The sequence below is a fragment of the Streptococcus sp. 1032 genome, from assembly GCF_013277015.1.
Lineage (GTDB): Bacteria > Bacillota > Bacilli > Lactobacillales > Streptococcaceae > Streptococcus.
This window is the reverse complement of the sequence record NZ_VMMD01000026.1, coordinates 169,398-184,886: the sequence shown is the minus strand read 5'-3', so window position 1 is coordinate 184,886 and position 15,489 is coordinate 169,398. Positions and strand designations below refer to the sequence as shown.

The window sequence follows — 15,489 nt, the reverse complement described above, 5'->3', positions numbered from 1 at the left end:
GTTTTATTAGAGAAAAACAATAGCGGACTCGTAAATATACAAGCCCGCACGTTATGATAGCGTTTCTTAGAAACTTTTCATCCGTAGGGCCAGGCAACTTAATGTCACAAGGCGAGAAGCTCTCACTTCTGCTTTTCTCAACTTTTATATGATACCAAGTTTTCTAGCTCTTGTCAAGATAAAAAGTTAATTTTTTGAAAAGTTTGTGTTTGTTAACCGACCGTTTCAATCTTCCAACTATTCCCCCCCTTAAAGCGTATAGCTCCTTGCTGGTCAGTTCGATATACTTTGCTATTGATAGTTTCCAGTCGGGTCAAGGTTTCCTGATGGGGTAGTTTCGTTCGATTATTCTTTCCAACTGAAATGAGAGTCATCTCTGGTTTGAACTGTTCTAAAAAGGCTGAACTTGATGAGTTTTTAGAGCCATGTTGGCTAGCTTTCAAAACATCCACCTCTAGGTCAGGATAATGCTTCAGCAAGTCCTTCTCTCCTTTCTCCTCCAAATTTCCTGTGAAAAGAAACTTTTTATCCAAGAGTTTTCCATACAAAACCAGGGAATCTTCATGACCTCCGTCTCCAATTTTCCTTGGAGATAGGACTTCTAACTGACTTCCAAAAATTGGCAAGTTCTCTCCTGCTGTTATACTTCTAACTTTTGTTTGGGTCGCTTGTAGTTCTGCCACAAATTCCTTCTGTTTCAGACTGCCTTTTGACACTAAAATTTCGCCTACATGGAAAGCTTTGGTCACCTCTAACAAATCTCCAGCATGCTCCTTGTCTGTGTTGGTTAAAATCAGCTGGTCAATCTTGGCCACTCCACGACTTTTAAGATAGGGTATCAAGCTTCGCTGAGCATTGCTGGTCGTCGCCTTTTCTTGCCATTTTTCGATTTTCTTATCAGATTCTGCCTTGCCACCGACATCTATGAGAATGGTTTTCCCAGTTACATCCCGTAAGAAAATACTTTCACCTTGCCCCACATCCAGCATGGTGATTTCATTTTCCAGTGGATGCTTGGTCAAGAAAAAGAGACCTATAATCAATAAGCTCAATACTATTAGCCTTTTAATGTTTTTCCTCAAATCATAGACTAAAGCCAAGGAAATTAACAATAAAATTAAAAGCCACGCATTGAGTTGTCCAAAGACCAGAGGTCTACTTGCCAGCTGCGAGACCAAGCGAATCATTCCCTCCAACCATTCAAAAATAAAATTCAGCTGAATGACTGGATAGAGAAAGGAAAGGGCAAATAAGACAGACAAGAGCGGTAAGAAGACCAAGTCAAATAGAAAGGAAAAGACAAAGGTCAAAAGGATGGACCAAGGCTGAAATTCCGCAAAATAAAAGGATAGAATGGGTAATATTCCCAAAGAAATAACCAGACTTTCTCTGGCAACAGCCTTGAGTCCCTCCCCTTCTTTGCCGGTCATGGTCAATATAAAAGCATAAGCGCAAGACAAGACTCCTCCTGCTGTCAGGAAAAAGGTGGGCATGATGATAAAGAGGACAAGAACCGTCAAGGCAAAATTATCCAAGCCCTTAACACCATGTTGAGCCAGTAACTTTTGCAAGAGACTGCGAATGACTGATGCTGAAAATCCTGTCAGACCAGCATAGAGAAGGGAAAAGGGATAGGTCAGCCATTTCAACTTTTCTTGGGTCAAGCCCAATCGCAAGAGAAGTTTCTTAAATCCATCCATGAAAAAGCCTACCTGCATACCCGACAAGGCAAAGAGGTGGATAATTCCTAAACTAGAATAAAGCTCATTCATCTCCTCAAAATCTGTGTCCAGATGCCCTAACAAGAGCCCCGTCATGTAATTGCGTATAGGGTCTGGAAAGTGCGTCTTAATCCAAACCACAGCCTTACGGCGTAAACTGGACAGGTTTTCACCTGCATCCCAACTGCCAACCTTTTGAAGTGACTGGATTTTTTTGATATTGAGTGTCTGGTAAATTCCCTGAGTCTTCAGATAGGCTTGGTAGTCAAAGCCACCAAAATTCCTCTGCCCTTCTGGCTCTGATAGTTTTCCTTCAAGTTCCAAATCATGAAGGGCTGTTAAGGCTTGAAATTGTTCTTTCTCCTCCTCGGACTGGAGTTTAAAATAAACTTGAAAAATGCGTCCATCAGCCTTGCCACGAAAGGATAGACTATCACCATTAACTTTGATGGTATCTGGTAAAATCCGTACGCTTTCAACAGAATCCGCCAAATTTTGACTCGCTTGACTCTGTTGCCAATTTTGAAACAGAAACCAGAAGCCAAAGATTCCACAAATCACTAAAACTTTGCTAGCAGATTTCCAAGGAAATTGAATAAAGAGACAGACGAGCAGAAAAACGAAGCCCAACAAAGCAAGATAGGATGCTGAGAAAATGGCGTAGTAAAGCCAAAGTAACAGAAAACTCAGATAGATTAGGGGAAGGGGGAAATTCTTAATCCACTGTAACATAGTCTTTTAGCTTTTCTATCGTTTTAGCACCAATTCCAGAGACTTTCTTGAGTTCATCAACCGACTTGAATTTCCCATTTGTTTCACGATGGTCGATAATGTCCTGAGCTCGTTTTCCTCCCAGTCCCTTGACCTGCTTGAGTTCTTCCAGACTGGCCTTGTTGAGATTGACCTTCTTTTCCTTGCTCGTCGAAGAAGCTGTCCCAGAACCTGCCTGCTGACTAGCTAATTCTTCTCCCTTAGTTGGGACGTAAACCAGAGCCTCATCACTAACTTTCTGAGCTAGATTGAGCCCCTTGCTGTCTGCTTGCTCTGTCAAGCCACCCGCCTTTTGAACAGCATCATTGACCCGACTACCTACCGGCAAATCATAAATTCCAGGTGCTTTAACAGCGCCTTTGACATCTACTGTGATTAGATCTTGTTCAAGGGGTTCTTCCTTTTCTTCCTTCACTTCCTTTTCGGTCGATGAATCCTTGGAAACAGTTGCAACTTCTGCCTGCAAATTCGTTTCTTTTACAGGTGTTTGTGGAGTTGGCTTTAGCAGGAAAAATCCTCCTACAAGCAAGCCCAGACCAGTACAGATGACAATGATTTTATACTCTTTAATTTTCTCGATAATTGCTTCCATATTTTCTCCTCTCTTAGATTATTCGTAAGAGAAAGAAAAAACAGTCGAAAATTTCTTTTCAACTGCTTATTTATTTGCAAAATAGTCTTCCTTGATCAAGACATAATGAACTCTTGTAACAATTCGGCCTTCTTCATGCTGGTCCATACAAGCATATGGTTCTTCATGTGAAAAACGCATTCCTGATTTCTCCATGACCTTTCCTGACGCGGGATTGTCCTTATCGTGAAGGGCGGTCAACTTGTTCATTCCAATCTTCTCAAAAGCTAGCTCAATCACAGCACGATTGGCTTCTGTCGTCAATCCTTGATTCCAATATTTTTTATTGATAATGTAACCAATAGCTGCCTTCTTAAGAACAGGATCAATCTTGTGCAAATCAATTGTTCCGATAAATTTGCCATTGCTTTTTAGTTCTATTCCCCAGCGTCCCAAGGGATTGGCCAAGTAGAACTGACCAATGTTATTCTTAGTTTCTTCCAAGCTTTGATTGGTTGGAAAAGTGTAACGCGTATTTTCTCTGTCCGAGGCATAGTCAAACATTGCTTCCGCATCATCCAAGGTTACAGGTCTAAGCAATAAACGCTCAGTCTCGACTATTGGATACTGAGCTAGTTTTAAAAAGATTGATTCCATACTTCTCCTCCATTTAAAAATATTTTCTACCAGTCTAGCATAAAAAATAAGTTACAACAAATTTTTCTTGCTTTTTAAAGCGGTTTCATATAGAATAAAATCATCACCTTATTTTATAGATAATTGTGATAAATCATTTACAACCCGTCAATAGAAAGTGAGTTTTTCTCTATGTTAATCGGAATTCCAAAAGAAATTAAAAATAATGAAAACCGTGTTGCCCTCACACCTGCTGGTGTCCACAGTTTAGTCGGTCGTGGTCATCGCGTCCTTATCGAAACAAATGCTGGTCTCGGTTCTGGCTTTACTGATGCTGACTATCAAAAGCAAGGAGCTGAAATTGTCGCTACTGCTAGTGAAGCTTGGGCTGCAGAGTTGGTAGTGAAAGTAAAAGAACCATTAGCCTCTGAATATGGTTACTTACGTGACGACCTGCTTCTCTTCACCTACTTGCACATGGCCGCTGCTCCAGAATTAGCAGATGCTATGTTGGAATCAAAAACAACTGGGATTGCCTATGAAACTGTCCGTGATTCCCAAGGTCAATTACCACTCCTCGTACCTATGAGTGAGGTTGCAGGCCGTATGGCAGTCCAAATCGGTGCTCATTTCCTAACTAAGCAAGCAGGAGGTTCTGGCGTCCTACTAGGTGGTGTACCGGGTGTACCTAAAGGGAAAGTAACCATCATCGGTGGCGGTGTCGTAGGGACCCATGCTGCTCGAATTGCTCTTGGTCTTGGTGCTCAAGTAACAATCCTTGATATCAGTGCTAAACGTCTCTCCGTTTTAGAGGAGGTCTTTGGCCATCAAATCCAAACACTTATGTCCAATTCATTTAACATTGAAGCCAGTGTGAGAGATGCAGATGTGGTGATCGGAGCGGTTCTCATCCCAGGTGCCAAAGCACCAAAATTGGTAACAGATGAGATGGTCAAGCAAATGCGCCCAGGTTCAGTCATTGTGGACGTTGCCGTTGACCAAGGTGGCGTTATCGAGACAGCTGACCGTGTGACAACGCACGATGAGCCTGTATATGAAAAACACGGTGTACTCCACTATGCAGTTGCCAACATCCCTGGTGCGGTTGCTCGTACTTCAACTATCGCACTAACCAATGTCACTCTTCCTTATATCGAAGCTTTGGCAGGAAAAGGATTTATGCAAGCAATTGCTGAAGATGAGGGCTTGCGCCAAGGTGTTACCACTTATCAAGGTTACTTAACCAGTCTTCCAGTAGCCCAAGGCCTCAATAAAAAACATACTCCAATTGATGAACTAGTATAAAAATCTAATTATCAGATAAAAGAAAGAGCAAGTCCAACCGAACTGCTCTTTTTTGCTATTCTGTTTCTTCTTGGACTTCTTCATTCTCTTCATTTTTAATTGGAGCTGGTTCATAAGCTCGGATAATCTGAGCGACAACAGGATGGCGAACCACATCCTTAGCTGAAAAATGAACAAAGTCAATCTGATGGATGTTCTTGAGTTTTTCTTGAGCATCAATCAGACCAGACTTGACGTTACGCGGAAGGTCAATCTGACTGATATCTCCATTGACAATCATCTTAGAATTAAAGCCTAAACGAGTCAAAAACATCTTCATCTGCATGATGGTCGTATTTTGCGCCTCATCGAGAATGACAAAGGCATCATCCAAGGTCCTTCCACGCATGTAAGCAAGGGGTGCAATCTCGATAATTTCACGCTCCATAAGACGAGTCGTTTGGTCTTTCCCCAAAATCTGATACAAGGCATCATAAACAGGTCTAAGGTAAGGATCTACCTTCTCCTTGAGATCACCCGGAAGAAAACCTAGACTCTCTCCTGCTTCCACCGCTGGACGTGTCAAGATAATCCGCTTGACCTGCCCACGTTTAAGGGCAGTCACTGCCAATGTCACTGCAAGGAAGGTCTTCCCTGTACCTGCTGGCCCAATTCCAAAGGTCACATCATGCTGTTTAACACTGCCCACATAAAGTTTTTGCCCTAGGGTTTTGACACGAATAGGTTTACCAGTATTATCCTTGATGATTTCTTCTTCGTAAAGGGCGACAAACTTGTCGATTTCATCGTTTTTGACCATACTAATCGCAGTGACCACATCTGGTGTACCAACGGTCATCCCACGATTTACCAAGACCATCAAAGCCTGAATAACTTGACGGGCTTCCTCACAGGCAGTCTCTTCTCCCAAAACCTGGACAATCTCCGTACGAGCATGAATTACCACATCAAGCTCTTCTTCCATCAAACGAAGATGGCGTTCATTGGAACCAAAAAGATGAAACAGGTCATCTGGATGACTCAGTTGAATGTCTATTGAATGTTCCTTCAAATAAAGAACCTCTCTAATCCTTTTATTTCTTTTTATTATAGCAAAGGGGTGGAGAAATTACTAGCCCAAACCCAATGAATCATGCTAGTGTTCTAAGTATTCTTGCCAGATAGCGTCAAAGTCTCCTAGGTTGAAAGAAAAACTGGCATGTTCTTCCAAAAAGCGACTCACCTCATCAAAATCATCTGTGTGTTTTGGGAAAGATGACTCTTCAAAAGCTAGGTCTGCCAAGATAGCTTTGGGACTGTTACTTTTAGGATTGCGCTCGGTCATGAGCCAAGTGTAAAATGATTTTCTCATAAGTCACCCTAGATCAACTCTGTCCCAAACTGGTCTTGCTTGATTTTACCAGCCTTCATAAGACCACCTAAAGCTTTCTTGAACTGACCTTTAGAAATGCCAAAGGTTGCCTTGATGTCGTCTGGAGATGACTTATCATTTAAGGTCATGAAACCACCATTGCTTTCCAAATAGGTCAAAATCATCTGAGCATCATTTTCCAACATTTCAAAAGAACGTGGTTTGAGGGAGAGGTTCAAGGTACGGTCCACTTCACGGAAACCAATAACGCGCGCATCCAACACTTGCCCCAAACGTGGCTCTGCGTAACGCTCGCTAGGATGGATAAAGCCAAGCATGTTGTTTTCTGGCAGGTAAACAAAAGTTCCTGATAACTTGAGACGGTAAACAATGGCTGGCCAGTTTTGGTTCTGCATGTTGTTGTAGGCAGGACGAGCCAGACGTTGAAAGTCTTCTTGATAGGCCAAGAGTCCCCAGATACGGTCTTTCTTGTCCACCTCAAGACGGATGTAGAGTTGGTCGCCCTTCTTAGGCCAGAGTTCCTTGAGCTCAGGGAGAATATCGAGTGACACAACGATTTCCTTGTCAGGAAGACCTGTATCCACAAAGACACCCAAGTCTTTACGAACTTCCGTTACAGTTCCCCAACCAAATTGGTCCTGAGTGGCAGTCACTTCTAAGGTTGTCAGGCGGAGTTTTTGCTTCATATCCGTGTAGGCAAAACCTTTAACCGTATCCCCTACTGTATGTTGACCTTCTCCCTTAGCAAGAGCATAGGTTTGACCATCCTTTTGCACAAAGTAAAAACGGTCGTTTTCATCGATGATCAATCCAACGATAAAACTTGCAAGATTTGTATTCATATTTCCTTCTTTCGAATAAAACTCAGCCAGCAATGCCAACTGAGTTTTTCTGTTTATTTTTAGACTTCCAAGAGTTCTTTCTCTTTGTTGGCAGTCATGTCGTCGATGTGTTTAACAGCATCGTCTGTTACTTTTTGAATGTCTTTTTCAAGAGTCTTCAATTCGTCTTCAGTGATTTCTTTTGCTTTTTCTTGTTTCTTAGCTTCGTCCATAGCATCGCGACGGATATTGCGGACAGCCACTTTAGCATTTTCACCGACTTTCTTCACTTCTTTAGCAAGGTCACGACGAGTTTCTTCTGTAAGAGCAGGGATAACCAAACGAATAACAGAACCGTCGTTAGCTGGTGTGATACCAAGATCAGAAGCATTCAAGGCACGTTCGATGTCTTTCAATGAAGACTTGTCAAATGGTGTTACCAACAAAACACGCGCTTCTGGAATCGTAATTGAAGCGATTTGGTTAAGAGGAGTTTCTACTCCATAGTATTCTACATGTACACGGTCCAGCAAGCTTGCATTGGCACGGCCAGCACGGATACCACCAAATTCACGAGCAAGTGATTGGTGAGACTGGGTCATTCTCTCTTTAGCTTTTTCAATAATTGCGTTAGCCATATTCTTTCTTATTCCTTTTCTTCGATATTATTTGAAACTGTTGTTCCGATATTTTCACCAAATACGACACGTTTGATGTTGCCTGGTTGGTTCATGTTAAAGACAACCAAGTCAATGTCGTTATCCATTGAGAGAGTTGAAGCTGTTGAGTCCATGATACGGAGACCTTTATTGATGACGTCACGGTGGGTCAATTCTTCAAATTTAACGGCTGTCTTGTCTTTCTTAGGATCGGCATTGTAAACACCGTCGACACCATTTTTAGCCATAAGGATGGCATCCGCTTCGATTTCAGCCGCACGAAGGGCCGCTGTTGTATCTGTTGAGAAGTAAGGTGAACCAATTCCGGCACCAAAGATAACGATACGGCCTTTTTCAAGGTGACGAAGGGCACGTCCACGTACGTAAGGCTCTGCCACTTGTTGCATTGCAATGGCTGTTTGCACACGCGTATCAACCCCAACTTGTTGCAATGAATCTGCCATCACAAGAGCATTCATAACAGTCCCAAGCATTCCTGTGTAATCTGCCTGAACGCGGTCCATTCCTGCTTCTGCAGCAGGTTCTCCACGCCAGAGATTTCCTCCACCGATAACAAGGGCAATTTCGATACCTAAGCTATGAACTTCTTGAATCTCTCTTGCGATTGTTTGAACTGTTTGGATATCGATCCCTACGCCACGTTCACCGGCAAGGGCTTCACCTGATAACTTGATTAAAATACGTTTATACTTGGGATTCGCCATTTTCACTCTCCTTTTTTTATCCTACCTATTTTATCATAATTTCTAAGATTTTTATAGTATCATGAGCAATTCTTTCAAAAAAATTAGACAGTTAAAAATTCCTCTAAATCGCTGAGGGCACGCTCTGCAATTTTTTCATAACGAGCCTTCTTATCACGAATACGCTCGCCTTCCAACTCCTTGATGATTCCAAAGTTGACATTCATTGGTTGGAAATGTTTGCTGTCCGCATGGGTGATGTAATGAGCTAAGCTTCCAATCGCTGTTGTTTCTGGGAAAATAGCCTCGCTTTCTCCCTTGAAAAGACGAGCCGCGTTAATACCTGCAACTAATCCTGACGCTGCGGACTCAACATAACCTTCCACACCCGTCATCTGACCAGCAAAGAAGAGATTTGATTGTTTTTTAGAACGGTAAGTCTGCTCCAGAAGATTTGGTGAATCCATATAAGAATTGCGGTGCATGACCCCATAACGAACAAACTCGGCATTTTCAAGACCTGGAATCATTTGGAAGACACGTTTTTGTTCTCCCCATTTGAGGTGGGTCTGGAAACCGACGATATTGTAGAGGCTACCAGCCGCATTGTCCTGACGAAGCTGAACCACCGCATAAGGTGTTTTGAATTCTCCATCACGAGGGCCTGTGTAGTCATCTGGATACTCAAGCCCCACTGGTTTCATAGGACCATAAAGCATAGTTTTAATGCCTCGTTTGGCCATGACTTCGATAGGCATACATCCTTCAAAGTACTTTTCTTTTTCAAAGGAATTAAGCGGTGCTTCTTCCGCATTGACCAAAGCTTCATGGAAATCCATAAATTCTTGCTTGGTCATGGGCGCATTGAGATAGGCCGCTTCTCCCTTATCATACCGAGATTTTAGATAGACCTTGCTCATATCGATAGTGTTGACGTCGATAATAGGCGCTGCCGCATCGTAGAAATAGAAACCATCGCCGTCATTGAGAGCATGAATCTTTTCAGCCAGAGCATCGCTGGTCAAAGGACCAGTAGCGACAACTGTGATAACATCTGTCGGCAATTCTGTAATTTCATCACGAACCACTTCAATCAAGGGATGGTTGGCAACTTTTTCGGTCACCATTTGAGAGAAACCATCACGGTCCACCGCAAGTGCACCTCCTGCAGGAACACGGGTTGCTTCAGCAGATTCCAAGATAACTGAACCCAAGCGACGCATTTCTTCCTTGAGGAGCCCAACGGCATTTGTCAAAGCATCCCCACGAAGAGAATTGGAACAAACCAACTCAGCAAAATTGTTTGTTTTGTGTTGAGGTGTTGACTTGACACCACGCATTTCATAAAGTTTAACTGGAATACCACGTTCTGCGATTTGGTAGGCTGCTTCAGAACCTGCCAAACCAGCACCGATAACATTGATATAAGATTGAGACACGACACTAATACCTCTTTGGGAGTGTGAAGACAAGGTTCACATTGAAAAAGCCAATCAAACTTAAGAGTTTTCGAATTTCTTGGCTCAGGCTGAAAAAGTCCACAGGACTTACTTCGATTTCGAATTTCTTGGCTCAGGCTGAAAAAGTCCACAGGACTTACTTCGATTTCGAATTTCCTGGCTCAGGCTGAAAAAGTCCACAGGACTTACTTCGCTTTCGAGTTTCTTGGCTCAGGCTGAAAAAGTCCACAGGACTTACTTCGCTTTCGAGTTTCTTGGCTCAGGCTGAAAAAGTCCACAGGACTTACTTCGCTTTCGAGTTTCTTGGCTCAGGCTGAAAAAGTCCCCCAGACTTTTTCACTCCCACAAATCTTTCTAATTTTTTCTTCTACTAGTATAACAAAAAAAGGGAAGAAGGCAAACTTCCCTGTTTAGTCATTTTCTTGATTTTCTTCCCAATCGTGATAGGCAGCGTAGAGCTGGCTTTTATTCCACTGGTAAATCTTAGCGACTTCCTTGATAGCTTGATTTTTCTTCATGCCTTGCTGGATACGGGCTTGGATTTCTAAGAACAAGTCCTCCTCGTCTTTTTCCTCCACATCCTGACTGGCACCTTCAACGATGAGAAGGCATTCGCCCTTGAGTGACGTTTCAGCTATGCTTTCCAGCAATTCAGAGATCTTTCCTCGTTGGTATTCTTCATAGATTTTGGTCAATTCCCTAACCAAGACGACCGAGCGGTCACCATAGACTTCTAGCATATGTTCCAAAGTATCTGCTACACGATGGGGCGATTCATAGAAAATCTGTGTTTCTGGATAGTCTTTTTTCGAGTCGAAAAATTGCTTTTGCTGGCCTGATTTTCTCGGTAAAAAACCATAAAAGATATGTGGCTGTGGCGCTAAACCACTGGCAATCAAGGCAGAAATTCCTGCAGAGGCACCTGGAACTGTGACAACTGCAATTTCTTCCTCAATAGCTGCCTTGACCAAATCATGACCAGGGTCCGAGATACTAGGCAGACCCGCATCGGATACCTGAGCAATACTTTGTCCTGCTTTCAGGAAACCAATCAAATCAGGAATCTTTTCCTTGGCATTGTGCTCATGAAAACTGATTTGCTTGGTAGAAATGTCAAAATGCTTGAGCAATAGACCTGTATTGCGCGTGTCCTCAGCCGCAATCCAGTCAACTTCTTTCAAGGTCTGAATAGCTCGAAAGGTCATATCATCTAAATTGCCAATCGGCGTTGCCACTAGGTACAGCTTGCCGTAGGGAGACTGCCCCTTAAAACTTTTTTGAATCTGCATGCTTACTCCCTGTATAACAACTCGTCACAGAACATACATTCCTCGTCCTGCTCTCGACGTTGTCCATAAAAATCATTACATACGTGAAAACCATCTTTATAAATTCGACGGACACTTTCGCGAACATGTTTGGCCTTGACAGGAGCATCTGCTTCCACCTCACCCAAACGTTCGCGCAACTTACTATTTTCCAAGCGAAGAGCTGTATTTTCCTCTACCAGGCTCTTGAGATTTTTCTTGATAGCTTCCACATCGGCCAAGGTTACCAATAACTGTTGGGAAAAATCATCCAGCGCGTCAAATAATTCTTTTTTGTCCATAAAACAGCCCTTTCCTTTCTTTATCGTTCATTTTTGAGTTCATATTTCTTTCAAGACCAGATATTCCATGGCATTTTGAAAGCTGACATTGGATTGCCACATTTTTCTGGCTTCTAGCAAATCTTGTAGAATCACTCTTACTCTTGCTTGCAGGAGGTTCTGCCCACAGAGGACTTCAAGAATCCGTAAAACCTGATCTTGTTTTTCCTTGTCATCTGCCAAGTTCGCTAATTTAGCAACCTGCAAATAACTTTCTTTTTTCTTAGCCACTAACCAAATCAGCAGGCGTTCACTTTCATCGACTAAGGTCCAAAAACTTGCCTGATTAGCCAACTTTTCCGCTTCAGCTCGCGATTGACTAAACTGGGCTAGGAGAGTCGCTTTTTTCTTAACCAACCCCATTTGTTCTAAGAGTAAGATGAGCTTCTCTTCCTGCTTTTTAAAGTGAAAAATTTGCGTCCGACTTCGGATTGTAGGTAAGATCTTTTCCTCATCGCTGGTCAAGAAGAAAATGTAAACCTCACTCTGGGGTTCTTCGATGACCTTGAGCAGAGAATTGGCTGCGTTAGGATGCATTTTCTCAGCTTGCTCGATAATAAAGACCTGTTGTTGGCTTTCAATCCCTGCTTGAGAAAACTGCCCCACCAATTCTCGAATCCGTTCTGTCTTGATGACCTGATTAACTGGCTTAATCAAGGTGACATCAGGAAATTCTCCCTGTTCAATCAGCTTACAATTTCGGCAGTTTTCACATGGTAAAACGCCTACTTTATCCGTACAAAAGAGGCTCTTAGCCAAAAATTGCGCCATTTCCAAGCTTCCAAAGAAACCTGAAAAGAGATAGGCGTGATTGAGCTGGTTTTGTTCTAGAATACGGACAAAGCGGTCAAACTGGGCTGGTTGCCAAGCCTTTAGTTGATCTTGTTTCATTTGGCCAAGCCCATTCTGTCAAACAAGACAGCCTTGGTAGTTTCCACAACCTGCTCCAATGGAAGACTAGCATCAATCTTGACAATACGATTTCCTTCTTTTTCCAAGAGAGAAAGATAACCTTTACGAACTTTTTTATGCAAGTCCAACCCTTCCAAATCCAAACGATTAACCTCGCGGTCACTATTAGCAGCAATACGAGCCAGTCCTTCTTCGACCTCGATGTCAAAATAGAGTGTCAAATCAGGTTTGAGTCCATCTGTCGCAAAGTGATTGAGCCAATCAATGGCGTCAATATCCAAGCCACGACCAAATCCCTGATATGCAACGGAACTATCGATGAAGCGGTCCATAATGACCAACTTGCCAGCTTCAAGTGCTGGAAGAACTTTTTCCACCAAGTGCTGTCTGCGACTAGCAATATAAAGAAGCAACTCTGTCTTCGCATCCATCTGAGTATGACTTGGATCCAGAATCACTTCCCGAATCTTCTCCCCAATCAAGACTCCGCCAGGTTCACGGGTCGTCAGCACCTCTACTCCTTTTTCCTCGAAAATTGGGAGCAGAGCCTCTAAAACACTGGTCTTGCCTGCTCCCTCTGGTCCCTCAAGAGAGACTAAAAATCCTTTTGACATGTCTAACTCATTTCTTTTTTACTACTTCTATTCTATCAAAAAAATAGGGGTTTGTGACAATCTTTTTGCTTCTCATTTCATACTCAATGAAAATCAAAGAGCAAACTAGGAAGCTAGCCGCAGGTTGCTAAAAACACTGTTTTGAGGTTGCAGATGGAAGCTGACGCAGTTTGAAGAGATTTTCAAAGAGTATCAACCACCATAAAAGAGGCAGACAAATCCACCTCTTATTTACCAAGTTTTTTAGTTCGTTTGTAGGCTTTAGTGACTGCCTCCATGACCGTTCCTCGAAAAGCATGCGCTTCTAGGCTTGCTACACCAGCGATAGTCGAACCGCCTGGGCTGCAAACTTGGTCTTTTAAGACCCCAGGATGCTCTTGGCTTTCTAAGACCAATTGTCCAGCTCCTACCACAGTTTGGGCTGCCATTTTCAATGCTGTTTCTCGTGGTAATCCCGTCTGAACCCCCGCATCCGCCAAAGCCTCAATAAAGAGATAGACAAAGGCCGGACCACAACCTGCAAGACCTGTCGCCGCGTCGATTAAGCCTTCTCCAAGTTCAACCAAGAGACCAGCCTTGGCTAACAGCTGACAAAAGAGCTCACTGTCCTCAGCCCTGCAATTAGGGGACAAGGCATAACTAATGACTCCTTGTCCGATAGAAGCAGGGGTATTTGGCATCATACGAATCATTCGGTGTTGACTTGGAAGAAGACTAGCCAGTTTTTCTAAAGTCAATCCAGCTGCCATCGAAATCAAAAGAAGACTTTCTCTTTTTTCAAGGATGGTCTGATATTGAGAAAGCAAGTCTGAGAACTGAGCAGGCTTCACTCCTAGAAAAATCACATCAGCTTCTGCAAATATTTCTTCATTACTAGAAGCCTGACCACCAAAGTCTGCAATGAAAACATCTACCTTGGCTTGACTACGATTGGCAAGGAGAAGGTCATCACCCGTCTTAGACTGCAAGACAGACTTGGCCAAGCTAGCACCCATATTCCCCAAACCGATAAATCCAATCTTCATCTCTTACTCCCTTATCTGTCCGTCACCAGTAACCACATACTTGTAGCTTGTCAATTCCTTCAAGCCCATGGGACCACGCGCGTGGAGTTTCTGAGTAGAAATTCCCATTTCGCATCCAAGACCAAATTGGCCACCATCGGTGAAACGAGTTGAGGCATTGACATAAACCGCTGCAGAGTCCACTTGATCTGTAAAGTAAGCCGCAGCTTCAGCATTTTCCGTCACAATGGCATCCGAATGATGGGTACTGTGAGCCTCAATATGGGCAACCGCTTCTTCTAAACTGCTCACAACCTTAACAGCTAGGACATAGTCTAAAAACTCGGTGTCAAAGTCTTGTGCTTCAGCTGCTTGACCTGAAACAAACTGACTTGCTTTGCTATCTAGGCGGAATTGAATTGGTTCCAACCCAGCTTCTTTACGCTCTGCAACTAGAACTTGCTCCAAGCGAGGAAGGAAGCTTGCTGCCTTGTCTTCATGAACAAGTAGAACCTCCATGGCATTGCAGACAGAAGGACGACTGGTTTTGGCATTGTTGATGATAGACAGTGCCTTGTCGTCATCTGCGTCCTTATCGACATAAACATGGACAATCCCAGTCCCCGTCTCAATAACAGGTACGATAGCATTCTCAACCACGGCATTGATCAAGCCAGCCCCTCCACGAGGAATGAGAAGGTCTAGATAGCCCTTGGCCTTCATCATGGCATAGCTGCTTTCTCGGCTGGTATCTTCCACCAGTTGAATCACATCCGGGTGAATAGTAGTCGTTTCCAAGCCCTTCTTCAAGGCTGTGACAATGGCATGGGCTGTTTGATAGGCGTCCTTACCACTACGAAGAACAACTGCATTTCCACTTTTAAGAGCCAAAGCAGCCGCATCAGACGTCACATTTGGACGGCTTTCATAGATAATACCGATGACACCCATAGCCACACGTTTTTTGGTGATAACCAAACCATTTTCAAGATGATTGGTTTCTAAAACTTCACCGATTGGATCTGGTAAAGCAACCACTTCACGAATTCCTCTTGCCATCGCTTCTATACGTCCTGCATCCAAATAAAGACGATCCAACATCACATCTGAGATTTTCCCCTTAGCCGCTGCCATATCGAGGGCATTAGCCGCTAAAATCTCCTCTGTAGCAGCCACTAAGTGGTCAGCCATGGCTAGCAAGGCTTGGTTTTTTACCTCTTCACTAGCCGTGTTGATTGATTTTTTAACAGCCTGTACCTGTTCAAATTGTTCTTGTGTACTTACCATAGTT

At 43.2% G+C, this 15,489-nt stretch carries 16 protein-coding genes and 1 other annotated feature; of the genes, 1 reads left to right on the top strand and 15 read right to left on the bottom strand.

Annotation, left to right across the window (positions count from 1 at the left end):
* Positions 1–8 precede the first annotated feature (8 nt).
* Positions 9–140, bottom strand: a sequence feature (ribosomal protein L20 leader region).
* Between the two features lie 72 nt (positions 141–212).
* From HT711_RS09785 to HT711_RS09775, 3 genes are all read right to left on the bottom strand, one after another.
* A complete protein-coding gene (locus HT711_RS09785; RefSeq protein ID WP_173233933.1) occupies positions 213–2,453 on the bottom strand; it encodes a DNA internalization-related competence protein ComEC/Rec2 in 2,241 nt (746 codons plus the stop codon).
* Entirely contained in the window at positions 2,437–3,084 is a 648-nt protein-coding gene (locus HT711_RS09780; protein WP_173233931.1) for a helix-hairpin-helix domain-containing protein, read from the bottom strand. The genes HT711_RS09785 and HT711_RS09780 overlap by 17 nt, the downstream gene beginning before the upstream one ends.
* A 66-nt stretch (positions 3,085–3,150) precedes the next feature.
* On the bottom strand, positions 3,151–3,720 hold the full coding sequence (locus tag HT711_RS09775; protein WP_173233929.1) for a GNAT family N-acetyltransferase: 570 nt from the start codon (positions 3,718–3,720) through the stop codon (positions 3,151–3,153).
* Positions 3,721–3,891: 171 nt separating this feature from the next.
* Here HT711_RS09775 and ald point away from each other — a divergent pair, with 171 nt between their 5' ends.
* A complete protein-coding gene (ald, locus tag HT711_RS09770) occupies positions 3,892–5,004 on the top strand; it encodes an alanine dehydrogenase (protein WP_173233927.1) in 1,113 nt (370 codons plus the stop codon).
* A 55-nt stretch (positions 5,005–5,059) separates the two neighbouring features.
* On the opposite strand, the gene HT711_RS09765 is transcribed toward ald, so the two are convergent.
* The 12 genes from HT711_RS09765 to HT711_RS09710 all read right to left on the bottom strand — a co-directional run bounded on the left by HT711_RS09765 (position 5,060) and on the right by HT711_RS09710 (position 15,485).
* Positions 5,060–6,055 (bottom strand): PhoH family protein, encoded by a 996-nt coding sequence (locus HT711_RS09765; RefSeq protein WP_173233924.1) that lies wholly within the window; start codon positions 6,053–6,055, stop codon positions 5,060–5,062.
* An 84-nt stretch (positions 6,056–6,139) separates the two neighbouring features.
* Positions 6,140–6,355, bottom strand: a complete 216-nt coding sequence (locus tag HT711_RS09760) for a YozE family protein (RefSeq protein WP_001232089.1) — start codon at positions 6,353–6,355, stop codon at positions 6,140–6,142.
* Positions 6,356–6,363: 8 nt separating this feature from the next.
* Entirely contained in the window at positions 6,364–7,218 is an 855-nt protein-coding gene (cvfB, locus tag HT711_RS09755; protein WP_173233922.1) for an RNA-binding virulence regulatory protein CvfB, read from the bottom strand.
* A 59-nt stretch (positions 7,219–7,277) separates the two neighbouring features.
* Positions 7,278–7,835, bottom strand: coding sequence for a ribosome recycling factor (frr, locus tag HT711_RS09750; protein WP_001262225.1), 558 nt, complete (start codon positions 7,833–7,835; stop codon positions 7,278–7,280).
* Between the two features lie 8 nt (positions 7,836–7,843).
* Positions 7,844–8,581, bottom strand: a complete 738-nt coding sequence (gene pyrH / locus HT711_RS09745) for a UMP kinase (protein WP_039704027.1) — start codon at positions 8,579–8,581, stop codon at positions 7,844–7,846.
* Positions 8,582–8,664: 83 nt separating this feature from the next.
* A complete protein-coding gene (trmFO, locus tag HT711_RS09740; protein WP_173233920.1) occupies positions 8,665–9,999 on the bottom strand; it encodes a methylenetetrahydrofolate--tRNA-(uracil(54)-C(5))-methyltransferase (FADH(2)-oxidizing) TrmFO in 1,335 nt (444 codons plus the stop codon).
* 431 nt (positions 10,000–10,430) lie between these two features.
* On the bottom strand, positions 10,431–11,309 hold the full coding sequence (gene rsmI, locus HT711_RS09735; RefSeq protein WP_173233917.1) for a 16S rRNA (cytidine(1402)-2'-O)-methyltransferase: 879 nt from the start codon (positions 11,307–11,309) through the stop codon (positions 10,431–10,433).
* A gap of 2 nt (positions 11,310–11,311) precedes the next feature.
* Complete coding sequence (yabA, locus tag HT711_RS09730) at positions 11,312–11,629, bottom strand: DNA replication initiation control protein YabA (RefSeq protein WP_000358227.1); 318 nt, start codon at positions 11,627–11,629, stop codon at positions 11,312–11,314.
* 39 nt (positions 11,630–11,668) lie between these two features.
* Complete coding sequence (locus tag HT711_RS09725) at positions 11,669–12,559, bottom strand: DNA polymerase III subunit delta' (protein ID WP_173233915.1); 891 nt, start codon at positions 12,557–12,559, stop codon at positions 11,669–11,671.
* Positions 12,556–13,194, bottom strand: coding sequence for a dTMP kinase (gene tmk / locus HT711_RS09720; RefSeq protein ID WP_173233913.1), 639 nt, complete (start codon positions 13,192–13,194; stop codon positions 12,556–12,558). The genes HT711_RS09725 and tmk overlap by 4 nt, the downstream gene beginning before the upstream one ends.
* A 227-nt stretch (positions 13,195–13,421) precedes the next feature.
* Positions 13,422–14,219, bottom strand: a complete 798-nt coding sequence (gene proC, locus HT711_RS09715; protein WP_173233911.1) for a pyrroline-5-carboxylate reductase — start codon at positions 14,217–14,219, stop codon at positions 13,422–13,424.
* A gap of 3 nt (positions 14,220–14,222) precedes the next feature.
* Positions 14,223–15,485, bottom strand: a complete 1,263-nt coding sequence (locus HT711_RS09710; RefSeq protein ID WP_173233909.1) for a glutamate-5-semialdehyde dehydrogenase — start codon at positions 15,483–15,485, stop codon at positions 14,223–14,225.
* Positions 15,486–15,489: the final 4 nt, after the last annotated feature.